The 21,767-nt window shown below is 69.1% G+C and carries 19 protein-coding genes; 5 read left to right on the top strand and 14 right to left on the bottom strand.

The window, feature by feature from the left end:
• Window positions 1-31 precede the first annotated feature (31 nt).
• Complete coding sequence (locus QMK34_RS40710; RefSeq protein ID WP_326420153.1) at window positions 32-1,771, bottom strand: glycerol-3-phosphate dehydrogenase/oxidase; 1,740 nt, start codon at window positions 1,769-1,771, stop codon at window positions 32-34.
• 237 nt (window positions 1,772-2,008) lie between these two features.
• On the opposite strand from QMK34_RS40710, the gene QMK34_RS40715 reads away from it, so the two are divergent.
• Both QMK34_RS40715 and glpK read left to right on the top strand, forming a co-directional pair.
• On the top strand, window positions 2,009-2,758 hold the full coding sequence (locus QMK34_RS40715; RefSeq protein ID WP_326420154.1) for an MIP/aquaporin family protein: 750 nt from the start codon (window positions 2,009-2,011) through the stop codon (window positions 2,756-2,758).
• Window positions 2,759-2,789: 31 nt separating this feature from the next.
• On the top strand, window positions 2,790-4,298 hold the full coding sequence (glpK, locus tag QMK34_RS40720; RefSeq protein ID WP_326420155.1) for a glycerol kinase GlpK: 1,509 nt from the start codon (window positions 2,790-2,792) through the stop codon (window positions 4,296-4,298).
• A gap of 120 nt (window positions 4,299-4,418) precedes the next feature.
• On the opposite strand, the gene QMK34_RS40725 is transcribed toward glpK, so the two are convergent.
• The 7 genes from QMK34_RS40725 to QMK34_RS40755 form a co-directional block, all read right to left on the bottom strand.
• Entirely contained in the window at window positions 4,419-4,997 is a 579-nt protein-coding gene (locus tag QMK34_RS40725) for a hypothetical protein (RefSeq protein ID WP_326420156.1), read from the bottom strand.
• Window positions 4,998-5,102: 105 nt separating this feature from the next.
• A complete protein-coding gene (locus QMK34_RS40730) occupies window positions 5,103-5,897 on the bottom strand; it encodes a VOC family protein (protein WP_326420157.1) in 795 nt (264 codons plus the stop codon).
• Between the two features lie 103 nt (window positions 5,898-6,000).
• The gene (locus tag QMK34_RS40735) at window positions 6,001-6,555 is read right to left on the bottom strand and encodes a hypothetical protein (protein WP_326420158.1); all 555 of its coding nucleotides are present in this window, start codon (window positions 6,553-6,555) and stop codon (window positions 6,001-6,003) included.
• Entirely contained in the window at window positions 6,552-7,220 is a 669-nt protein-coding gene (locus tag QMK34_RS40740) for a class F sortase (RefSeq protein WP_326420159.1), read from the bottom strand. Before QMK34_RS40740 ends, QMK34_RS40735 begins: the two co-directional genes overlap by 4 nt.
• Before the next feature lie 155 nt (window positions 7,221-7,375).
• Entirely contained in the window at window positions 7,376-7,972 is a 597-nt protein-coding gene (locus tag QMK34_RS40745) for a hypothetical protein (RefSeq protein WP_326420160.1), read from the bottom strand.
• 236 nt (window positions 7,973-8,208) lie between these two features.
• On the bottom strand, window positions 8,209-8,706 hold the full coding sequence (locus QMK34_RS40750) for a hypothetical protein (protein ID WP_326420161.1): 498 nt from the start codon (window positions 8,704-8,706) through the stop codon (window positions 8,209-8,211).
• Window positions 8,707-8,762: 56 nt separating this feature from the next.
• Window positions 8,763-10,166 carry an NAD(P)H-quinone dehydrogenase gene (locus QMK34_RS40755; RefSeq protein ID WP_326420171.1) on the bottom strand — a complete coding sequence of 468 codons (1,404 nt, stop codon included), beginning with the start codon at window positions 10,164-10,166 and terminating at the stop codon, window positions 8,763-8,765.
• A gap of 130 nt (window positions 10,167-10,296) precedes the next feature.
• Between QMK34_RS40755 and QMK34_RS40760 the strand changes: the two genes are divergently transcribed.
• Window positions 10,297-10,746 carry a gamma-glutamylcyclotransferase gene (locus QMK34_RS40760; protein WP_326420162.1) on the top strand — a complete coding sequence of 150 codons (450 nt, stop codon included), beginning with the start codon at window positions 10,297-10,299 and terminating at the stop codon, window positions 10,744-10,746.
• Between the two features lie 53 nt (window positions 10,747-10,799).
• Here the strand turns inward: QMK34_RS40760 and QMK34_RS40765 are convergent, their stop codons facing one another.
• The 6 genes from QMK34_RS40765 to QMK34_RS40790 all read right to left on the bottom strand — a co-directional run bounded on the left by QMK34_RS40765 (window position 10,800) and on the right by QMK34_RS40790 (window position 18,869).
• On the bottom strand, window positions 10,800-11,702 hold the full coding sequence (locus QMK34_RS40765; RefSeq protein WP_326420163.1) for a hypothetical protein: 903 nt from the start codon (window positions 11,700-11,702) through the stop codon (window positions 10,800-10,802).
• Between the two features lie 177 nt (window positions 11,703-11,879).
• Complete coding sequence (locus QMK34_RS40770) at window positions 11,880-13,184, bottom strand: amidohydrolase (protein WP_326420164.1); 1,305 nt, start codon at window positions 13,182-13,184, stop codon at window positions 11,880-11,882.
• A 220-nt stretch (window positions 13,185-13,404) separates the two neighbouring features.
• A complete protein-coding gene (locus tag QMK34_RS40775; RefSeq protein ID WP_326420165.1) occupies window positions 13,405-13,734 on the bottom strand; it encodes a hypothetical protein in 330 nt (109 codons plus the stop codon).
• A gap of 54 nt (window positions 13,735-13,788) precedes the next feature.
• Window positions 13,789-14,787 (bottom strand): methylmalonyl Co-A mutase-associated GTPase MeaB, encoded by a 999-nt coding sequence (gene meaB, locus QMK34_RS40780; protein WP_326420166.1) that lies wholly within the window; start codon window positions 14,785-14,787, stop codon window positions 13,789-13,791.
• Window positions 14,788-14,790: 3 nt separating this feature from the next.
• A complete protein-coding gene (gene scpA, locus QMK34_RS40785) occupies window positions 14,791-16,986 on the bottom strand; it encodes a methylmalonyl-CoA mutase (protein WP_326420167.1) in 2,196 nt (731 codons plus the stop codon).
• Entirely contained in the window at window positions 16,986-18,869 is a 1,884-nt protein-coding gene (locus QMK34_RS40790) for a methylmalonyl-CoA mutase family protein (protein ID WP_326420168.1), read from the bottom strand. The genes scpA and QMK34_RS40790 overlap by 1 nt, the downstream gene beginning before the upstream one ends.
• A 190-nt stretch (window positions 18,870-19,059) precedes the next feature.
• Between QMK34_RS40790 and QMK34_RS40795 the strand changes: the two genes are divergently transcribed.
• Window positions 19,060-20,763, top strand: coding sequence for a serine/threonine-protein kinase (locus tag QMK34_RS40795; protein ID WP_442785331.1), 1,704 nt, complete (start codon window positions 19,060-19,062; stop codon window positions 20,761-20,763).
• Window positions 20,764-20,793: 30 nt separating this feature from the next.
• Complete coding sequence (locus QMK34_RS40800) at window positions 20,794-21,579, top strand: purine-nucleoside phosphorylase (protein ID WP_326420170.1); 786 nt, start codon at window positions 20,794-20,796, stop codon at window positions 21,577-21,579.
• The last annotated feature ends 188 nt before the right edge of the window (window positions 21,580-21,767 follow it).

Here is a 21,767-nt window from a genome sequence, read left to right on the forward strand (position 1 = left end):
GCGTGCTTTCCGCAGGGTTTCGAGCTGCTCGTCAGCCGACCGGCTCGGTGAGCCCGCCACGCGCCTCGGGCGCGGCGGAGCGCAGTGCGTCGGCGGCCTCGTCGCTCGGCTGGGACTGCGACTCGCGCTCGGCCTTCACCCGCGCGGTGTAGACCTCGATCTCGCGCTTCGTCGTCTCCGGCGACCAGCCGAGCACCTCGCCCACCAGCCCGGCGACCTGCTCGGCGCAGTCCACGCCGCGGTGGGCGTACTCGATGGAGATCCTGGTCCGGCGCGCGAGGACGTCCTCCAGGTGCAGCGCGCCCTCGAAGGCGGCCGCGTACACGACCTCGACGCCGAGGTAGTCCGGCGCGGACTCGATCGGCTTGAGCAGCTCGGGCCGGTTGTCGGCCAGCGCGAGCACCTCGTGCACCAGCGAGCCGTACCGGTCGAGCAGGTGCCGCACGCGGTACGGGTGCAGGCCGTGCTGCGCGGCCAGGTGGTCGGCCTGGTTCACCAGCGCGTGGTAGCCGTCCGCGCCGATCAGCGGGACCTTGTCGGTGATCGAGGGCTGCGGCCTGCCCGGCAGGTCCACGGCCGCGGCGTCGACGGCGTCGGCCGCCATTACCCGGTACGTCGTGTACTTGCCACCGGCGATCGCGACGAGACCGGGCGAAACCCGCGCCACCGCGTGCTCACGTGAGAGCTTGGAGGTCTCTTCGCTCTCCCCCGCCAGCAAAGGCCGGAGCCCCGCGTAGACGCCCTCGATGTCGTCGTGCGTCAGCGGCGTCGCGAGCACGGAGTTGACGTGCTCCAGCAAGTAATCGATGTCGTGCTTCGTCGCGGCCGGGTGCGCGAGGTCGAGATTCCAGTCGGTGTCGGTGGTGCCGATGATCCAGTGGTTGCGCCACGGGATGACGAACAGCACGGACTTCTCGGTGCGCAGGATCATCCCGGACTCGGACACGATCCGGTCGCGCGCGACGACGATGTGCACGCCCTTGCTCGCTCGCACGCGGAACCGGCCGCGCCCGCCGGAAAGCCGCTGCAGCTCGTCGGTCCACACGCCGGTGCAGTTGATCACCGCGCCCGCGTGGATCTCGGTCTCCTGCCCGCTCTCGACGTCGCGGACCCGGACACCGGAGATGCGATCGGCCTCACGCAGGAAGTCGACGACCTGGGTCGAGGTGCGCACGACGGCGCCGTAGTGCGCGGCGGTGCGGGCGACTGTCATGGTATGGCGCGCGTCGTCGGACTGCGCGTCGTAGTAACGGATACCGCCGATCAGCGCGGAGCGCTTGAGCGCGGGAACCATCCGGAGCGCGCCGGCGCGCGTCAGGTGCTTCTGGCCGGGCACCGACTTCGCGCCGCCCATCGTGTCGTACATCAGCAGCCCGGCGGCGGTGTACGGCCGCTCCCAGACGCGGCGGGTCAGCGGGTACAGGAAGCTGACCGGCTTCACCAGATGCGGGGCGATGGTGGACATCATCAGCTCGCGCTCACGCAGCGCCTCGCGCACCAGGCCGAACTCGAGCTGCTCCAGATAGCGCAATCCGCCGTGGAACAGCTTGCTCGACCGGCTGGACGTACCGGACGCCAGATCCCTGGCCTCGACCAGCGCCACCCGCAGGCCACGGGTCGCCGCGTCGAGCGCGGTGCCCGCGCCGACGACCCCGCCGCCGATCACCACCAGGTCGAAGGTCTCGTCGCCGAGCCGGCGCCAGGACTCCTCCCGCTTCTGCGGGCCCAGCCGCGCCGGGTTGGTGTCGGCTTCGCGCTGAGAGTTGGTCACGTGGCACTCCTCCTGCAGTCCTGTCTTCGATTCCAGCATGTCACGCCCTGGCCACCGCGCATCTCCACGGAGTGACACTTGTGGCGTAACCCTCGTAGAACTCGAAGAAATTGGTACGGACGACTGCTGGAATGATCATGTACTCGCAGGTAACGTGCCTCGGACGTGGGTCGGCAAGGGTGCCGTGGCGCGCTGTGTCCGGCCCTGCACGGAGTGTCCAGTGTGGAGGGCTGAGCGTTGAGCGCGGGAGCAATTTTCGTCTGGGAGCTGCTGGGAACAGCGGTACTGATCCTGCTCGGCAACGGTGTGGTGGCCAACCACGTGTTGCGCAAGAACAACGGACACGGTGCGGGCACCCTGTTCATCACCTTCGGCTGGGCCTTCGCGGTGTTCACCGGGGCCAGCATCGCGGCGCCGAGCGGCGCGCACCTGAACCCGGCGGTGACGCTGGGGCTGGCGATCGCCGACAAGGTGGCCTGGTCGGACGTGCCGATCTACATCGCGGGCCAACTGGTCGGCGCCATCCTCGGCGCGATCCTCTGCTGGGCGCTGTACAAACTGCAGTTCGACGACCACCCGGCGCCGGAGGAGACGCTCGGCATCTTCTCCACCGCCCCGCAGATCCCGAACAAGGTGTGGAACCTCGTGACCGAGATCATCGGCACGTTCGTGCTGGTGGCCTGGATCCTGCTCAGCCCGGCCTACGCGATGGGCGAGAAAGGCACCCCGGACTTCGGCAACTCGGCGCTGGGCTACGCCGGTGTCTCGTTCGTCGTGCTGGTGATCGGCATCTCGCTCGGCGGCCCGACCGGCTACGCGATCAACCCGGCCCGTGACCTCGGCCCGCGTATCGCGTACGCGTTCATCCTGCCGATCAAGCGCAAGGCCAACCCGAACTGGGGCTACTCGTGGGTCCCGGTCGTCGGCCCGCTCGTCGGCGGCGCGCTCGCCGCGCTGCTCTACCTCGGCGTCCACAACCTGACCTGACAGCCAGCCCCCGAACCTGGAGCATTCACTCATGACTTCGTACGTAGCCGCGATCGATCAGGGCACCACGTCGACCAGGTGCATGATCTTCAACCACGCAGGCCGGGTCGTCGCCTCCGACCAGCGGGAGCACGAGCAGATCTTCCCGAAGGCGGGCTGGGTCGAGCACAACGCCGAGGAGATCTGGGAAAACACGCGCGCCGTCGCCGCGGGCGCGCTCGCCAAGGCCGACCTGACCTCGGCCGACATCGTCGCCGTCGGCATCACCAACCAGCGTGAGACGGCGCTGGTGTGGGACCGCAAGACCGGTAAGCCGGTGTACAACGCCATCGTCTGGCAGGACACCCGCACCGACAAGATCGTCACCGAGCTCGGCGCGCTCGGCGGCGGGCAGGAGCGCTACCGGCAGAAAACCGGCCTGCCGCTGGCGACCTACTTCTCCGGGCCCAAGGTCAAGTGGATCCTGGACAACGTCGAGGGCGCCCGTGCGCGCGCCGAAGCGGGCGACCTGCTGTTCGGCAACATGGACACCTGGGTGCTGTGGAACATGACCGGCGGCGTCGACGGCGGCATCCACGTCACCGACCCGACCAACGCGTCCCGCACCCTGCTGATGGACCTCGACACCCTGACCTGGGACGAGAGCCACGCGTCGGACATGGGCATCCCGCTGTCGATGCTGCCGGAGATCAAGTCGTCCTCGGAGGAGTACGGCAAGGTCCGGGAGAAGGGCGCGCTGGCCGGTGTGCCGATCGCGGGCATCCTTGGCGACCAGCAGGCGGCCACCTTCGGCCAGGCCTGCCTTTCCCCGGGTGAAGCCAAGAACACCTACGGCACCGGCAACTTCATGCTGCTCAACACCGGCACCGAGAAGGTGATGTCGGAGAACGGGCTGCTCACCACGGTCTGCTACAAGATCGGCTCGAACGACACCATCTACGCGCTCGAGGGCTCGGTCGCGGTCACCGGTTCGCTGGTGCAGTGGCTGCGCGACAACCTCGGCCTGATCGGCACCGCGGCCGAGATCGAGGAGCACGCCCGCACGGTCGACGACAACGGCGGCGCGTACTTCGTGCCCGCGTTCTCCGGCCTGTTCGCCCCGTACTGGCGTTCCGACGCCCGCGGCGCGATCGTCGGGCTGACCCGGTTCGTCAACAAGGGCCACCTGTGCCGCGCGGTGCTGGAGGCCACGGCCTTCCAGTCGCGCGAGGTGATCGACGCGATGAACGCCGACTCCGGCGTCCCGCTGAAGTCGCTCAAGGTCGACGGCGGCATGGTCGTCAACGAGCTGCTCATGCAGTTCCAGGCCGACATCCTGGGCGTCCCGGTGATCCGCCCGGTGGTCAACGAGACCACCGCGCTCGGCGCCGCGTACGCCGCGGGCCTCGCCGTCGGCTTCTGGGCCAGCGAGGACGACATCCGCACCAACTGGGCGCAGGACAAGCAGTGGGACCCGTCGATGGACGACTCCCGCCGCGAGTCCGAATACCGCAACTGGAAGAAGGCCGTCACCAAGACCTTCGACTGGGTCGAGGACTGACCCAGTAAAACAGGAGCAAGGGACCTTTGCTGTCGCCGCGAAGCGAGAGCAAAGGTCCCTTGCTCCTGTTTACGGGAGACGGTGATCGGAATTGCCGCCCGGACCTGCTGATTCAGGCAGTCAGCCGAGCAGTCCGGCGAGCGCGCCGCCGCCGGTCTGCGGTGCGCCCTGTGGCTTGACCTTCACCTGCGGAGGCTTGACGGGCCCCGGCTTGGTGGGCTTCGGCTGCGGCGACGGGGTCTTGGTGGGCGGTGGCGTCCCACAGGTACCGGCCGGGCTCGCCGGTGCGGCGGGCGCCACGGCCGGTGCCGGCGTCTGCGACGAGGTCGGCGGTTTGGGCGCATCGCAGACCACGTCGAACTCGACGGTCGCGGTTCCACTGGCGGCCGGGAGACCAGTGTCGCCCTTGCAGTAGAAGCTCGCCCTGAAATGCCCCGGCCGCCTTCCGGCGCGGCCGTGACCGACGAACGAGCTCGAGCTGCCCGTGAGCGTCACCGCCGCGGCCAACCCGGGCGAAGTGAGCTCATCAGGCCTGCCATAACAGCTCGCGCTGAACTCCAGCGCCTGACCGGGCGCCACCGCCGACGGGCTGACCGTCAGGTGCGGCGGTGGCGCTGTGGCAGAAGCCACCGGCACGAAGACCAGCCCTCCCGCGACCGCGAGTAGTCCGGCTTGGATGACCAAAGTCCTGGTTCTCATAAACCCTCCCAGTGATTTTCCTTCCCCTCTGGGAACACCGCCGGAACAGTCAAAAGGTTGCCTGGGTAACCAAGAATCCAAGCCCTGATCACGAGAACAGTGCCGTCACGCTCCCCATCCTTCGGGCCTGCCCGACTGCTCGTTCGGGGCTATCAGACGGAACTCACTGCCCTGGTCATCGGCCACCACGGTTACCTTTCCGTGTGGCGAGTCCGACGGCGGATTCAGCACGGCGCCGCCGAGTTCGATGACCTTGGCCGCGGCGGCATCGGCATCCTCGACCGAGAAGTACGTTCCCCAATGCGACGGGCCACCTCCTGGCAGCCCGCCCAGCCCGCCGACGACTTCCCCGGCCACTGTCAGCACGCCGTACTGGAACCCCGGAGCGGACATGTCGTCGAAGCCGTAACCGAAGACACCACTGTAGAAAGCCTTCGCCGCCTCGAAATCCGTGGTCATGCATTCGTTCCAGGCCACCGCGCCCGGTGCCGCGAGAACCTGGGTGCCGGCGTGCTTTCCCGCCTGCCACAGGCCGAACATCGCGCCCGTGGGATCGGCCACGAGTGCCATCCGGCCCTCATCCAGCACGTCCATCGGCGGCGCGTGGACCCCGCCACCCGCCTCGACGACGGCGGCCACCACCTTGTCCACATCGGACACCGCGAGATACGTCGTCCAGCCGGGCGCCGCGTCCGCCTGCGCCGCCGGAATCTCACCGAGCCCGGCGACCGGACGCCCCGCGATCGTGGCCATGCCGTAATACCCCGTCTCGGCCGTGCCCGCCCGGACCTCCCAGCCGAGCAACGCGCTGTAGAAGGTGACCGCCTTGCCCTTGTCGGGCGCCATCAGATCCACCCAGCTGGGCGTTCCGTCCGGCCAGGGTTCGTCGCGGAACAGCATGAGAGCCTCCAAGGTCTCGCCGATTCGGTGTCGGCCGTCACAGCATCGCACCGGGCACCGACAAAAACCGGAACCATCACCGGCCGGGACCGCGCGAAGACCTTCAGTAAGCGGTCGCGCCGCCTCCCGTCTGTGGCGCGCCGACCGGTACCTTCGACACCTGGTGCCCGGTGACCGTCCGGCTGCTGGACGGCGCCGCGTGGGTGCTCGGCGGCTTCACGACGGAACTCGGCCCTGGCGCGCGGACCTCGAAGTTGATCGTCACGCGCGCCTTGTCGCAGAACGCTTCGAGGGGATAGAAGCCCGGCCTGGCTCCCTGATGGACCGTGGCTACCGCGGCCTGGATCGGCGGCGGCCCGTCGAAGGAGGTCTCGAACGGGCCGAGGTCCAGCGCCATCGACCGCACGTCGTGCACCTGATCCGCCCGGCAGCCCACCGAAACCAGGAGCCGTTCGCCCGGCAGCACCGACTGCGGCGAGGTCGCCACGAACGGGTACCGATCCGGCGGCTGCGCCGTGGGCGAAGGTGAGCTGGACGAAGGCGAGGTGCTCGAGGTGGGCGCCGGGGTGACCTCTCCCGGCGTTTCCACCTGCGCGACGAGCATCGAGCCGATGGCCAGCACCGTGGCCGCACCGCGTTTCCCGAGCACGCCGCTCATCTCCCCGTCAGCTGGGCGTAGACGATGATGTTGTCGAGATAGTTGTGCGAAGCCCGGTCGAACACACCGCCGCAGGTGATGAGCCGAAGCTGGGCGTCTGCGGTGTCGCCATAGACGGCGTCGGTCGGGAAGGTGTCCTTGGGTACCTTGTCGACCTTGGTCACGACGAAGTCCGCGGTCTTGCCGTCCTTCCTCGCGACGGCGATCCGGTCACCCGGCGCGAGTTCCTTGAGCCGGAAGAAGATTCCCCGCTGCTTGTTGCCGTCCACGTGGCCGAGGATCACCGCGGGCCCGACCTCGCCAGGGGTCGGCCCGTTGACGTACCAGCCTGCCTGCAGGGGCTGCGAGACCGGCGGCACCTGGACAGAGTTGTCGGCGTTGAGCCCGAGCGGGACGAGCGAAGAGTGCGCGCCGATCTTCGGGATGTCCACGGAGACCGGCTCGGACTTCACCAGCCCCTCCGCCGCGGCCCTGCCCGCGTCGACCGGACTCGGCTGGTCGACCACGGCCTGCTTGCTCATCGTGGACGGCGGCGCGGCCTGTGTTCCCGGAGTGTCCCCGCCACCGGAAGGTGAGAGAAGGAGTGCCAGCACCGCGAGAACGGCCAGCAGAACCACCGCGAGCACGACCAGCGCGCGGCGGCTGCGTAACAGAGTCGAGTTCATTCGAGCCCCCACGATAATCCGACCCGGCCAGGGACGCCATCGATGAATCCGTGCCGCCCCTTCCCCCGAAGGAGCGGCACGGAGTTCATCTCATGCCTGACCAGACGTAGGACGATACCGGCCGGTTGCCCGGCCGGGTCACGAAAACGTTCCGATCAGCCGTTCACCCGGCGACGGCGACTCAGCGCGAACCCGGCGCCACCCACGGCGAGCACGCCCATGGCCCCGGCGGCCAGCGCCATTCCGGAACCGTCCTCCTGCGGGCCGTCGCTACCGCCGGTCTGCGGTGCGCCAGTCGGCACCTTCGCGACCTGCTTCGGCTTCGGAATCGGCTGGGCCGCCTGCGCCGTGAGCACGGCGCCCGGCTCCTTGGTGTCGCACAGGAGCGTGAAGTAATACTTTCCCGGCTTCAACGTCGGCGAGGCCTGGAATTTGTACGTCACTTTGATGCCCTTCCCGGCAGGAATTGCCTTCTCCGAAAGGATCTTGAATGCATCGACATTCATGACAAAGCCGTATTCCTTCGCGTGCGCACTGAAGCAGTGCCCCTGCCCGGTGAAAACGTCGCCGGGATGGACAGTCCGCACGCTCAGCGAGAACGTGGGCGGCGGCGTCTGCGTCGGCTTCGGGACGACCGTCGAGGTCGTCGGCGGCGAGGTGGGCGGCGTGGTGGCGGGCCCCGCCGCCAGCGCGACGGACGGCGCAAGGACGAGACCGGCGGCGATTCCGGACACAACAATGACACGCTTCATGAGTTGACCCCTCGGAACAATCACTGTGAAATCGGAGCGGAATGACATTCCCGGCGGCCCGCTCGCAGTTCCCCCTGCCCGCGGCCCTTCCGTTTCCCGATACCCCAAAGACGCCTGTACGAGGGTGCGGGTTGCCTGAATAAGTCACGATGAAGTCTCGAAGAAAAGGGCTTCCGGCTGAACAGAAAAACCGCCCCCGGACAACGTCCGGAGGCGGTTTTTCTGTTTCTTTCGACTCAGCTCGCGGTACTGCCGTCCCCGGCGCGTGCAGCGCCCGACGGAACCTTCTTCGTCTGCGGCGTCGTCACTGAAAACGTTGCCGTGTAGGGCTTTCCGTCGCAGGTGACGGTGATCGGGTACTGACCGGAGCGAGTCCCGGGCTTGAGCATGGCGTCCGCGCTCATGTTCGCCGGGACGCCGATCAGCGGGCCGCGGTCGTAGTTCGCGAAGGTGAGCACCGGGGAGGAAAAGGTCGCCGACGTCGGCGCCGTGCCCGTGCTCTGGCACTGGGCCAACGCCACGTTCGGTTCGCCATTGGCGTATTTGTTGATCAGTCCGTGCGAGACCGCCGTGTCCGCGTTCAGCTGCACCGTCGCCGCGGGCGTCGACGGCGTCGGCGGCTGCTGTCCTGGCTGGGCGTGCCCGGCCGCCGTCCCGGCGAACGCGGTCGCGCCGATCACCCATGCCGCAACGAAAAAGACCTTCTTACCCACCGCGTACCCCTTGTTACTCACCGGCCTGACACCCCCCAAGACGCGGGTGTCGCGCCGGGGTTGCCCCGTGGCCGGGATCAGTCCAGATCGTCGTGACGCATGAGCTGGCGGCCGGCCTCGGTGATCGACCCCGACAGCGAGGGGTACACCGAAAATGTCAGTGCCAGATGTTCCACTGTGAGCTGGTTCTGGACGGCGAGCGCGATGGGAAGGATGAGCTCGCTCGCCGTCGGCGCCACGACCACCCCGCCGACGACGACACCGGTGGCGGGGCGGCAGAACAGCTTCACGAAGCCGCGCCGCAGGCCCTCCATCTTCGCGCGGGCGTTGGTCGCCAGCGGCAGCATGATGGTGCGCGCGGGCACCTCGCCGGAGTCGATCGCCTGCTGGCTGATGCCGACGGTGGCGATCTCCGGGTGGGTGAAGACGTTCGCGGCGACGGTCTTGAGCTTGATCGGCGCGACCCCTTCGCCGAGCGCGTGCCACATCGCGATGCGGCCCTGCATGCTGGCCACCGAGGCGAGCATGAGCACGCCGGTGCAGTCACCGGCGGCGTAGATGCCGGAGACGTTGGTGCGCGAAACGCGGTCGACGGTGATGAAACCGCCGGGGCCTGGCTCGATGCCGACCTTGTCCAGGCCGATGTCAGCGGTGTTCGGCACCGAGCCGACGGTCATCAGCGCGTGGCTGGCGTCGATCACCCGGCCGTCGGCGAGGTGCACCTTGACGCCGTTGGCGGTGCGCTCGACCTTGTCCGCGCGAGCGTGCTTCGCGACGGTGGTGCCGCGCTGGGAGAAGACTTCTTCGAGCACGGCGGCCGCGTCGGCGTCCTCGTGCGGGAGGACGCGGTCGCGGCTGGAGACGACGGTGACCTTGACGCCCATCTCGGTGTAGGCCGAGGCGAACTCGGCGCCGGTGACGCCCGAGCCGATGACGGCGAGGTGCTCGGGGAGCTCCTGCAGGTTGTAGAGCTGGCGCCAGTCGAGGATGCGCTCGCCGTCCGGCACCGCGCCGGGCAGCACGCGGGGGGTGGCGCCGGTGGAGATCAGCACGACGTCGGCGTCGAGGACCTCGGTCGCGCCACCCGGCTGGGTGACGGCGACCTTGTGCGTGGCCAGCCCGGGCTCTTCGTCGCAGAAGCGTCCCTGGCCGACCAGCACGCGGACGCCCTCACGCTGCACGCGGGCGCGGATGTCGGCGGACTGCGCGAGGGCGAGCCCCTTCACCCGGCCGTGGACGGTGGGCAGGTCGATGCTGGTGTCGGCCATGTCGGTGTTGATGCCGAGCTCCTTGAGCCCGTGCATGTTGGCCAGCGCGCCGGACGAGGCGATGAAGGTCTTGGAGGGGACGCAGTCATAGAGGACACACGCGCCGCCGAGGCCGTCCCGCTCGACGATGGTCACCTGGGCCCCGTGTTGCGCGGCGACCAGTGCCGCTTCGTAACCCGCCGGGCCTCCGCCCATGATCACGATCCTGGTCACCTGGTCCGCCTCCTTGTTCACCCGCGTGCCGATGGCGCTCACGGTACGCGGAGCACCGCTCGCCGGATTGAGGGGCCGGACACGCCATGTACGTCCACCCGGGTGACACCGGGGTCGCTAGGCTGTCGCCGTGCCGTTGTATGCCGCGTACGGATCGAACATGGAGCCCGCCCAGATGCTGGGCCGCGCTCCCCATTCCCCGATGGCCGGAACCGGCTGGCTGGAAGGCTGGCGGCTGACGTTCGGCGGCGAGGACCTTGGCTGGGAAGGTGCACTGGCCACGATCGTCGAAGACCCCGGTTCCCGCGTGTTCGTCGTGCTCTACGACGTCACCGCCGACGAGGACGGCCTCGACCGCTGGGAAGGCGGCGAGTTGGGGATGCACACCAAGCTCCGCCTCCGCGTCCAGACGATGGACGGCTCGGTCCTGGCCTGGCTCTACGTCCTCGACGCCTACGAAGGCGGCCTCCCCTCGGCCCGCTACCTCGGCGTCCTCGCCGACGCGGCCGAAGCCGCCGGCGCCCCCGCCGACTACGTCGAAGCCCTCCGCACCCGCCCCTGCACCGGCATCACCGGCTAACGCCACCCCAATCACGCGTGGCGGCATTCCAGTCACGCATGGCGGCACCCCAATCACGCATGCCGACCTTTGGCGCGTAGTGCGAAGGCCGCACGCAGGTCGTTAAGCAAGCGCGTCGGGTCTCGTAAGTCCGCAGCCGTCGCCCGGATCGTGATCCACCCGCGCCCCACCATCCGCATGTCCCGCTCGGTATCGCGCGCTGCGCGCTCCTCGTGTGACGCGTACCCGTCGTACTCCAACGCGATGCGCAACGAAGGCCACGCCAGATCCAGCACATACAGGGTCCGACCTTCGATCGTGGTGATCTCGTGCTGCGCTTCCGGAATCGGGAACCCAGCCTCGACCACAACCAACCGGAGCATGCTCTCCGGCGGTGACTCGGCCAGGCCCGTGGCGAGGTCGAGCAGCATCAACGCCCTGTGGATACCTCGGCGGTCACGCCTGTCGTCGATCCGGTCACGCACGTTGTCCCGCAACGTCCGCCGATGGTCGGGTACCAGGCCGCGCATGGCTTCGTCCAGCGCGGCGAACGCGGTCCGCCGGTGCCCGGCACAGAGGAAGTCGGCCAGCGCGCGATCCAAGGAAAAGACGGGCAACCCATCAAGTTCGAGCGTATCCAACGGATCGAAGTCGACCGAATGCACAACCATGCCGGGCTTCGATCTGATCCGCCGCGAGCTGGGCACAGCGATATGGATATCACCACCGCTCACCGCTGTTATCCCGTGTAGGGCAAGAGAAGTCGCGCCGGAGAGGGCAGCAGGCTGCCCCACGGCGAGCAGCGCGGCCTGAGCTCGAGTAGCCACATCGAGCACATCTGCCGCGTGCACGACCACACCGCGCCACGGCTGCACGAGCACGCCACTCGCCAACCCTTCCAGAACAGCTCGGCGGCCCAGTATCCGGTCGGCCTCACCACGCAGTACCGCTCCGTGCGGCTCTCCCCACTTGATCATGTTTTTCAGGATCAGCGGTTCTCACGGCCAAGGAAACCCTCATTGCGGAACCTGTGGATAACTACCCTGACTGTGGATAACTCCAGTCACACGTGCTCGCTGGTCGAACTGCGAACACGCGTGACTGGAGTGCCGCCAGGCGTGACTGGAATGCCGTCACGCGTGATTGGGGTGCCGTTAGGCGAGGGCGGCGAGGGCGGTGTGGACCATTACGCGAACGCCGACCAGGAGGGCTCGTTCGTCGAGGACGAAGGTGGGGCGGTGGAGGTCGGACATCGGGGTGGCCGGGTCGCCGGACCAGACGCCCAGGCGGGCGAAGGCGCCCTGGGCGTGCTCCAGGTACCAGCCGAAGTCCTCGCCGCCGGAGGACTGCTCCGTGTTGGCCAGTGCCGATTCGCCAAGGGCGGCCTCGGCGCCCGCGCGCAGGATGGCCGTGCTGTCGGCGTCCGAGACGACCGGGGGGACGCCGCGGCGGTAGTCCAGCGAGAAGCCGACGCCGGTGGGCGCCAGTAGGGACTCGACGGAGGCCGCGACCAGCGGCTCGAGCTCTGTCCACACCTTGTGGTCCGCCGTGCGCAGGGTGCCGCGCAGCAGGCCGTCCTCGGGGACGGCGTTGGCCGCCTGACCCGCGTGCACCGCGCCCCAGACCAGCACGGTCCCGGACCGGGGGTCGACGCGGCGCGAGAGGACCGACGGCAGCGAGGTGATGACCGTGCCCAGCGCGTGGACAAGGTCCGCGGTCAAGTGCGGCCGCGAAGTGTGCCCGCCGGGCGACGTCAGCCGCAGCTCGATGAGGTCGGCGGCGGAGGTCAGCGGGCCGACCCGGGTGCCGACCTGGCCGACGGCCAGGCGCGGGTCGCAGTGCAGGCCGTAGATCCGCTCGACGCCGTTGAGCGCGCCGGCCGCGATCATGTCCAGCGCGCCGCCGGGCATGACCTCCTCGGCGTGCTGGAAGATCAGCCGCACCCGGCCGGGCAGCTCCGGCGCACCGGCCAGCGCCCTGGCCGCGCCCAGCAGTATCGAGGTGTGGGCGTCGTGGCCGCACATGTGCGCCGCGCCCTCGGTGGTCGAGGAGAACGGCAGGCCGGTGGCCTCGGTGAGCGGCAGCGCGTCCATGTCGGCGCGCAGCGCGACACAGCGCTCGCCCCTGCCGATGTCGCAGACGACGCCGGTGCCGCCGGGCAGCACCCACGGCTTGAGCCCGACCGAGCGCAGCAGCGTGATCACCAGTTCGGTGGTCGCGTGCTCATGGCGGGACAGCTCCGGGTGGGCGTGCATGTGCCGCCGCCAGGCGAGCACGTCGGTGGCGTTCGCGCGCAGCCAGCCGTCGAGCCAGAACGGCCCGCGCCCGGCGCCCATGTCCTCCACAGGTGCCATGCTGACGCCGGCCTCGGAAATGAGCGCGTTGTGCGCCTCGATAGGGGCAATGATACGACCCGTGGGGTCACCTGGAATGTCCGGTCGTGAGTCGAGCACCGTCACGCCGCACCTCTCTCCCGCAACACTGGTGGCCACGGCGGTGAATCCGCCCCGGCCACGTCCTTTCGGCACACCGGGTGCGCACAGAATCGGCGTACGCACTTGCAGATGATCGTGCACCATGCAGACGACAAGCCGCCCTCCGAGCGGGAGGACCGGAGACGGCCGGTAGTGGATCTGCGTTGAACGGCTTGGCGGAATTCGGCTTGGGTGAAAAGTGCCGCTACTTGCCCTTCGCCTGGTCGCCGTCCTTCTTACGCTTGCTCGACCGCATCCGCCTGCCCCAGATCACCAGCAGCAGCAGCACGATCGCGACCCCACCGGCGATGAGCTTGTTCTTGGTCTTCTCCGTGTCCGCCTTGTCGGTCTCGGACGGGCTCAGCACCGGCCCCGGCGGTGCCTGCATCGGCTGGATCAGCATGGCCTGGGCCTGCTGGAACGCCTGCGCGGACAGCGGCACGACGGTCGGCGCGACCATCGCCTGCGCGGGCGGCGCGCACACCACCAGCAGTCCCATCAGCCCCACCAGGAGCAGCCCCCGCAGTTTCGCCATGATGCCCTCTCCGTCGGCGTGAGCGCACAGTCTGCCTGCTCGCGGACCGCGAAGTCAGCCGCCACGCGGAGGATCCGCGAACGCCGCCAAGATCCGCTGCGCCGCCAGGGTCGCCGTCAGCTCACCGTCCCGCACCGCCCGTTCGACGTCCGGAACGACCGCTCGTACCCCAGGATGCGCCGCCAGCCTGCCGAGCAACTGCTCACGCACCATCGCCCAGGTCCACTCCACCTGCTGACGCCGCCGCCGCTGCGCCAGTTCACCGGACGAGGTCAGCGTCTCCCGGTGCCGCCCGATCTCGCCCCAGATCTCGTCCAGGCCGACGTCGTTCAGCGCGCTGCAGGTCAGCACCGGTGGCGTCCAAGGCGCGTCGTGCCCGTAGATCATCCGCAGTGCGCCCGCGAGCTCCCGTGCCGCCCGCTTCGCGTCGCGCTCGTGATCGCCGTCCGCCTTGTTGACCGCGATGACGTCGGCGAGTTCCAGCACGCCCTTCTTGATCCCCTGAAGCTGGTCACCCGTTCGAGCGAGCGTGAGGAACAGGAAGCAGTCGACCATGTTCGCGACGGTCACTTCGGACTGTCCTACCCCGACAGTCTCGACCAGCACGGTGTCGTAACCGGCGGCTTCCATCAGCACGATCGTCTCGCGGGTGGCCCGCGCGACGCCGCCGAGCGTGCCCGACGTCGGCGACGGCCGGATGAACGCGTCCGGGTCCACCGCGAGCCGCGCCATCCGGGTCTTGTCCCCCAGGATGGAGCCACCCGTCCGGGTGGACGACGGGTCGACCGCGAGCACCGCGACCTGATGTCCCGCCGTGGTCAGGTCCGTCCCCAGCTGGTCGATAAATGTCGACTTGCCGACACCGGGAACGCCCGTGATGCCGACCCGCTGCGCACCACCGGCGTGCGGCAGCAGCTCGACTAGCAGCTCCTGCGCCTGCGCCCGGTGGTCCTCTCGCGACGACTCGACCAGCGTGATGGCCTTCGACAGGATCCCGCGGTCACCCGCGAGGACGCCCTTGACGTAAGCGGGGACGTCGATCTTGCGGGCCAACGGTCAGGACTCCTGTGCCGTATCGGGTTCCGGGGCGCTCAGCTGCCGGATCAGGTCGATGGCCGCGTCCGCGATCACCGTGCCCGGCCCGAAGATCGCGGCCGCGCCCGCCGCGCGCAGCTCCTCGTAGTCCTGCGGCGGGATGACGCCGCCGACCACGACCATGATGTCGCCCCGGTCCAGCTCCGCCAGCTCGGACCGCAGCGCGGGCACCAGCGAAAGGTGCCCCGCGGCCAGCGAGGACACCCCGACCACGTGCACATCGGCCTCGACGGCTTGGCGCGCGACCTCGCCGGGGGTGGAGAACAGCGGGCCGACGTCGACGTCGAAGCCGATGTCGGCGAACGCCGTCGCGATCACCTTCTGCCCGCGGTCGTGCCCGTCCTGGCCCATCTTCGCGACCAGGATCCGCGGACGGCGGCCTTCCGCCTCGGCGAAGGCCTCGACCAGCTCGCGGGCCTCTTCGACGTTCTTGGACTTGCCGACCTCGTCGCGGTACACACCGGAGATCGTACGAATCTGACCGGCGTGGCGCCCCCAGATCTTCTCCAGCGCTTCGGAGATCTCCCCGACGGTCGCCTTCGCGCGCGCCGCGTCGATCGCCAGTGCCAGGAGGTTCCCGTCGGACTCGGCACCGGCGGTCAGCCGCCGCAAGGCGTCCTCGGTGGCGTCGGAATCCCGCTCCTCGCGCAGCCGCCGCAGCTTCTCGAGCTGCTGGGTGCGGACGCCCTTGTTGTCGACCTTCCTTACCTCGACGGCCGCGTCTTCGGCGTCCTGGGCGAGCTGGTACTTGTTGATCCCGATCACCGGCTGCCGCCCGGAGTCGATCCGCGCCTGGGTGCGCGCGGCGGCCTCCTCGATCCGCAGCTTGGGGATGCCCGCGTCGATGGCCTTCGCCATGCCGCCCGCCTGCTCGACCTCGGTGATGTGCGCCCACGCCTTGCGCGCCAGGTCGTAGGTCAATTTCTCCACAAAAGCACTGCCGCCCCACGGGTCGATCACCCGCGTGGTGCCGGATTCCTGCTGCAGCAGCAGTTGCGTGTTGCGCGCGATCCGCGCGGAGAAGTCCGTCGGCAGCGCGAGCGCCTCGTCCAAAGCGTTGGTGTGCAACGACTGTGTGTGCCCCTGGGTCGCGGCCATCGCCTCGACGCAGGTGCGCACGACGTTGTTGTAGACGTCCTGCGCGGTCAGCGACCAGCCCGAGGTCTGGCAGTGCGTCCGCAGTGAAAGCGATTTCGACGACTTCGGTTCGAACTGCTTCACCAGCTTCGCCCAGATCAACCGGGCCGCGCGCATCTTCGCGACCTCCATGAAGAAGTTCATCCCGATCGCCCAGAAGAACGAAAGCCGCGGCGCGAACCGGTCGACGTCGAGGCCGCCCGCGACCCCCGCCCGGAGGTACTCGACGCCGTCGGCGAGGGTGTACGCCAGCTCGAGATCGGCCGTCGCCCCGGCCTCCTGCATGTGGTAGCCGGAGATCGAGATCGAGTTGTACTTCGGCATGTTCTGCGAGGTGAACGTGAAGATGTCCGAGATGATCCGCATCGACGGCTGCGGCGGGTAGATGTAGGTGTTGCGGACCATGAACTCCTTGAGGATGTCGTTCTGGATGGTCCCGGCGAGCTTGTCGGGGCTGACGCCCTGTTCCTCTGCCGCGACGACATAGAGCGCCAGCACCGGCAGCACGGCGCCGTTCATGGTCATCGACACGCTCATCTTGTCCAGCGGGATCCCGTCGAACAGCTGGCGCATGTCGTAGATCGAGTCGATCGCGACGCCCGCCATGCCGACGTCACCGGCGACGCGCGGGTGGTCGGAGTCGTAGCCGCGGTGCGTGGCGAGGTCGAACGCCACGGACAGTCCTTTTTGGCCCGCCGCGAGGTTGCGGCGGTAGAAGGCGTTGGACTCCTCGGCGGTGGAGAACCCGGCGTACTGGCGGATCGTCCACGGCTGGTTGACGTACATCGTCGGGTACGGCCCGCGCAGATACGGCGCGATGCCGGGATAGGTGTTCAGGAAGTCCACATCGGACAGATCCTCGGCGGTGTACACCGGCTTGACGCCGATGCCCTCCGGGGTCTCCCACGCGAGCGCGTCGGGGCCCTTGCCGGTGCTGGCGTGCAGCGCCTCGGCCCACGCGGCCTTGTCGGCGGGGCCAAGGGAACCCAGCTCGATGTCGGCGAAATTCGGGATGCTCATCACTGGACTCCCAGCTCGCGCAGCGTGCCGGTCAGTACTTCGAGCGCGTCGCAGCCCGCGAAGAGGAACCCGGTCACGTCGGCGTATTCGTCGGTCGGTTTCCCTGCCAGCAGCACGGTTTCGGCGCCAGCGGCCTTGAGCGCGGTGGCGACTTCGGCGGCCTGCTCACCATAGGAGGTGTTGCTACCACAAAGACACGCGACCGGGCTGCCGCTTTCGCGGTACGCCGCGACGACGGCTTCGACGCCGTCGGTCGCGCCAGGGTTGATCGGTTCGACGCCACCGGCCTGGAAGAGGTTGGCGGCGAACGAAGCCCGCGCGGTGTGCGCGGCGACCGGGCCGAGCGTGGCCAGGAAGACCCGCGGCCGCTCGCCGTGCTCGGCGAGGTGCGCGTCGGCGCGATCACGCAGCCGCTCGAACCCCTCGGCGTACCGATGTCTCGGCAGCCCACCCTCCACAAGAGACGGATGCGGTTTGCGGGAGACGGTTTTCTCCGTCAGGTTGGGGAATTCGCTGACACCGGTGATCGGATCCTCGCGGGTGGCGAGCCGCTTCGACCGCGCGTCCCAGGTCTTCGCGAGCCGCTCGGCCAGCGCGCCCGAGGCCAGCTCGGCCTCGATCCCGCCCGCGCGCTCGATCTCGGTGAACTCACGCCAGGCGACCTTGGCCAGCTCGTCGGTCAGGTTCTCGACGTACCAGGAGCCGCCCGCCGGGTCGATCACCCCGGCGAGCTTGGACTCCTCCAGCAGCACCGCGTGGGTGTTGCGGGCGATCCGGGCGGAGAACGCGTCGGGCAGGCCGATCGCGGCGTCGAAGGGCAGCACGGTGACGGCGTCGGCGCCGCCGATGCCCGCGCCGAAACAGGCCAGCGTGGTGCGCAGCATGTTCACCCAAGGGTCACGCTGGGTGAGCATCGCGGGTGAGGTGACGGCGTGCTGGCGCATCCCGGCGGCCTCGGGGCGCACCCCGGACACCTCGGCGACGCGTGCCCACAGCCGTCGCGCGGCGCGGAACTTGGCGATCGTCAGGAACTGGTCGGCGGACGCGGCGAGCCGGAACTCCAGCTGCCCGGCGGCGGTGTCGACGTCGAGACCGGCCTCGGTCAGCGCCCGCAGGTACGCGACCCCGGCCGCGATGACCGCGCCGAGTTCCTGGGCGTCGGACCCGCCCGCCTCGTGGAACGGCAGGCCGTCGGCGACGAGCGTGCGCACCTTCGGGTGCTTCGCGGCGACCCGCGCGGCGAGCTCGGCGGCCGGGGCCAGCGGCGACGCCTCCCCCGTGCGGGCGGTCAGGCCGATCGGGTCGGCGCCGAGGGTGCCGACGGCCTCGCTGGCCGGGATGTCCCGCTCGGCGAAGACCTCGAACAGTGCCTCGGCGGCGGCTTCGTACTCGGCACCGGCGTCCAGGACGACGGGCGCGAGGTCGACGTAGACCTCGTTGAGCGCGTCCGCGATGGCCGGGACGGGCAGGCCGGTGCCGCCCGCGCTCAGCCAGATCGAGCCGACGCCGCCTTCGAGGTCGGCGAGGATCGCGGTGTTGACGGCCTTGGCCTCGGGGCCGCCGAAGCGGGCCCGGACGTCCCAGCCCGTGGTGACCACCCCTTCGGGGCGGGCGCCGCGCACGAATGGGGGAAGGCCGGGGTAACCGGCGTCGGCCACGGTGTCCTCGGCGGTGTACAGCGGCTGGATCTCGATACCGTCATACGTCCGGGTGACGAGCTTGCTCTCGGGAGCGCCCTCGAAGTCCTCGCCGATGACGCCGCTCTTGCGCAGCACACCGGCGACGAGCTCCTGCCACTGCGCCCGGTTCGGCTGGTCGAACTCGGCCGCCAGCGTGAGCTCCTCGGGCTCGGAGATCGACTTTGACTCCGCCACGTTCGTCATAACCAGTGATGTTAGAGCCCCTCAACCGGCATTACCTGTGAGACTGATAACCCCCGGCTCATCGTGCACCCACTCTGGGTATGGCGCTCGGGGCGGCGTACGACACAATTGCGGGGTGTCCAACTCCAGCGAAGAGACGCGCGTGGTCGCCGGGCGGTACCGGCTGCGTTCGGTGCTCGGCTCCGGGTCCATGGGCACCGTCTGGTCGGCCTACGACGAGTTCCTGCACCGGCCGGTCGCGGTCAAGGAGATGCGGATGCCCCCGGGCGTGCCCGCGGCCCAGGCCGACGAACTGCGCGAGCGCACGCTGCGTGAGGCGCGGGCCATCGCGGTGCTGTCTCACCCGAACGTGATCATCCTGCACGACGTCGCCCGCGAGAACGACGAGCCGTTCGTGGTGATGGAGCTGCTGCCCTCGCGCAGCCTGGCGCACATCCTGCGCGACCACGGCCCGCTCACCGTCGAGCAGGCGGCGGCGGTCGGCAGCGCGGTGGCCGGAGCACTGGAAGCCGCGCACGCCGCGGGGATCACGCACCGTGATGTCAAACCGGGCAATGTGCTGGTCGCGGGGGACGGCCGGATCAAGCTCACCGACTTCGGCATCGCGCGCAACGTCTCGGAAGCGACGATGACCCGCACCGGCATGATGCTCGGCTCGCCCGCCTACATCGCGCCCGAAGTCGCTTCCGGCGGCGCCGTGACCTCGGCCGCCGACCTGTGGGGGCTCGGCGCGACGCTGTTCGCCGCGGTCGAGGGCCACCCGCCGTACGACGCCGACGGCGACCCGCTGGAGACCGTCGGCAAGGTCGTCAACGGCAAGGTGCCCAAGCCGAAGCCCGGCCCGCTGGCCGAAGTCATCGGCGCGCTGATGAAAAAGGAGCCCGGCAAGCGGCTCACCCTGCGGGCCGTCCGGCACAAGCTGTACCCGCTGCAGGCCGAGACCCCGCACGACCTCTTCGGTCCCGAGCTGTTCCACACGCCGGACGGCAAGAAGACGTCGGCGCACCTCGACGCGACCGACACCCAGGTGATCGAGATCGTCGCCCCGGCGATGAAGGCCGAGGCCAGCAGCTCCGAGCTGGCCGTCGACCCGGGTCCGCTGCCGTTTCTGAGCGCGTCCACCCGGTCATCGCAGGTCGCGCCGGTTCCGGTGGACGCGCTCCCGATGCCGACCGTGCGCCCACTGGCCGCCGGCCGGCAGGGCCGCGGTTTCGCGGCGACGGCGGTGCTCGTGGTGGCGTCGATCCTGGTCTTCCTGATCGCGGCGGGCGGCGGGTTCTACCTGGCCAGGACGGTCGGCGGCCAGTCGCTGGCGCCCCCGGAGGCCCAGCCGGACGGGATCTCCGCGAGCCCGCCACCGCCGCCCCTGCTGGTGCAGGCTCGGGGCGACGCGAGCAACGTCAACGGCATCAAGGGCGGTCAGTTCACCCTGGACGTGCCGTTCGGCTGGCAAAAGTTCGTCGCCCCGCACCAGACCAGGCTGGGGTCGAGCACGGTCGTGCAGTACGTCTCGACGGACGGGCAGCAGGTCATCCGGGTGGAGCGGTTCGCGAACTACTTCACCGGGCCGCGGCGCCTGAACGACTACCTCAGCTGGGTGCAGTCGGCGTCCACGGCCAGCACGTACATCCCGTTCGGCAACGAGGAGAAGCTGACCGGGCGCTCCGGGATCCGGGTGTCCTACCGGACCATCGAGCGGGCGTCGGACGGCACCCAGCCGCAGGGCTCGAGCGACTCGTCACCCGACAGTGTCCGCCGGACGACGTATGCCGATCTGTTCCAGGAGGGCTCGAGTCTCTGGGTGTTGTCGGTGACGGCGCCGACGGAGCAGGAGACGACGGCGAGGACGTACGTCTTCGAGCGGATCGAGCCGAAGCTGACCGTGCTGGACTAGCCGGGTGCGGGATCCGGATACCCTCGGCGCATGAGTGAAATCGAGGTCGCGGCCGCGGCCGTAATCGCCGACCGCACCGGCGTCGAGAAGCACGACATCGCCGTGGTCCTGGGCTCGGGGTGGCGCCCGGCGGCCGACGTGATCGGCACACCCGAAGCCGAAATCCCGCTGGGCGAAATCCCAGGCTTCGCGGCCCCGAGCGCGGTAGGCCACGGCGGAACAGCCCGCTCGGTGCAGGTAGGAGACAAGCGCGCCCTGATTCTCCTGGGCCGCACCCACTTCTACGAGGGCAAGGGCATCGACCCGGTAGTACACAACGTCCGCACGGCAGCAGCGGCAGGAGCCCGCACGGTCCTGTTGACGAACGCCGCGGGCGGCCTGCGGGAAGGCTTCCAGGTGGGCCAGCCGGTCCTCATCTCGGACCACCTGAACCTCACGGCCCGCTCCCCCATAGTCGGAGCCCATTTCGTGGACCTGACAGACCTCTACTCATCCCGCCTACGCGCAATAGCCCAGGAAATAGACCCCTCCCTCACCGAAGGTGTCTACGCGGGCCTAACCGGCCCCCATTTCGAAACCCCAGCGGAAATCCACATGCTCCGAACCCTGGGCGCAGACCTGGTGGGAATGTCAACGGTCCTCGAAGCAATAGCGGCCCGAGCAGCAGGAGTAGAGGTATTCGGCCTCTCCCTGGTAACAAACCTGGCAGCAGGAATGACCGGCGAACCCCTAAACCACCAAGAAGTCCTGGCAGCAGGCCAAGCAGCAGCCAAGCGAATGGGAACCCTCCTGAAAGCCCTCATAACCCAAGCCTAAAACCCAAAAGCCCCTGAAGGCCACCTTCACGGCGTAAAACGCCGTGAAGGTGGCCTTCAGGGCACGGCAAAGGCAAGATCATCTAGCGTGACGTCGATGTAGCAGCGCGTGATCGTCTGCGGCTGGGTGCGACGGGCACAGGGCGCAATATGGGGATGACCTCCTGTCTGGAAATATGAGGTTTGCGA

The organism is Amycolatopsis sp. H20-H5 (genome assembly GCF_035828755.1).
Classification (GTDB): domain Bacteria; phylum Actinomycetota; class Actinomycetes; order Mycobacteriales; family Pseudonocardiaceae; genus Amycolatopsis.

Bases quoted from the DNA above. Each gene is read 5' to 3' on its own strand.
- glpK (WP_326420155.1), top strand. From the start codon at position 2,790: ATGACTTCGTACGTAGCCGCGATCGATCAGGGCACCACGTCGACCAGG.
- QMK34_RS40725 (WP_326420156.1), bottom strand. From the start codon at position 4,997: ATGAGAACCAGGACTTTGGTCATCCAAGCCGGACTACTCGCGGTCGCG.
- QMK34_RS40730 (WP_326420157.1), bottom strand. From the start codon at position 5,897: ATGCTGTTCCGCGACGAACCCTGGCCGGACGGAACGCCCAGCTGGGTG.
- QMK34_RS40735 (WP_326420158.1), bottom strand. From the start codon at position 6,555: ATGAGCGGCGTGCTCGGGAAACGCGGTGCGGCCACGGTGCTGGCCATC.
- QMK34_RS40740 (WP_326420159.1), bottom strand. From the start codon at position 7,220: ATGAACTCGACTCTGTTACGCAGCCGCCGCGCGCTGGTCGTGCTCGCG.
- QMK34_RS40745 (WP_326420160.1), bottom strand. From the start codon at position 7,972: ATGAAGCGTGTCATTGTTGTGTCCGGAATCGCCGCCGGTCTCGTCCTT.
- QMK34_RS40765 (WP_326420163.1), bottom strand. From the start codon at position 11,702: ATGATCAAGTGGGGAGAGCCGCACGGAGCGGTACTGCGTGGTGAGGCC.
- QMK34_RS40775 (WP_326420165.1), bottom strand. From the start codon at position 13,734: ATGGCGAAACTGCGGGGGCTGCTCCTGGTGGGGCTGATGGGACTGCTG.
- scpA (WP_326420167.1), bottom strand. From the start codon at position 16,986: ATGAGCATCCCGAATTTCGCCGACATCGAGCTGGGTTCCCTTGGCCCC.
- QMK34_RS40790 (WP_326420168.1), bottom strand. From the start codon at position 18,869: ATGACGAACGTGGCGGAGTCAAAGTCGATCTCCGAGCCCGAGGAGCTC.
- QMK34_RS40795 (WP_442785331.1), top strand. From the start codon at position 19,060: ATGGGCACCGTCTGGTCGGCCTACGACGAGTTCCTGCACCGGCCGGTC.
- QMK34_RS40800 (WP_326420170.1), top strand. From the start codon at position 20,794: ATGAGTGAAATCGAGGTCGCGGCCGCGGCCGTAATCGCCGACCGCACC.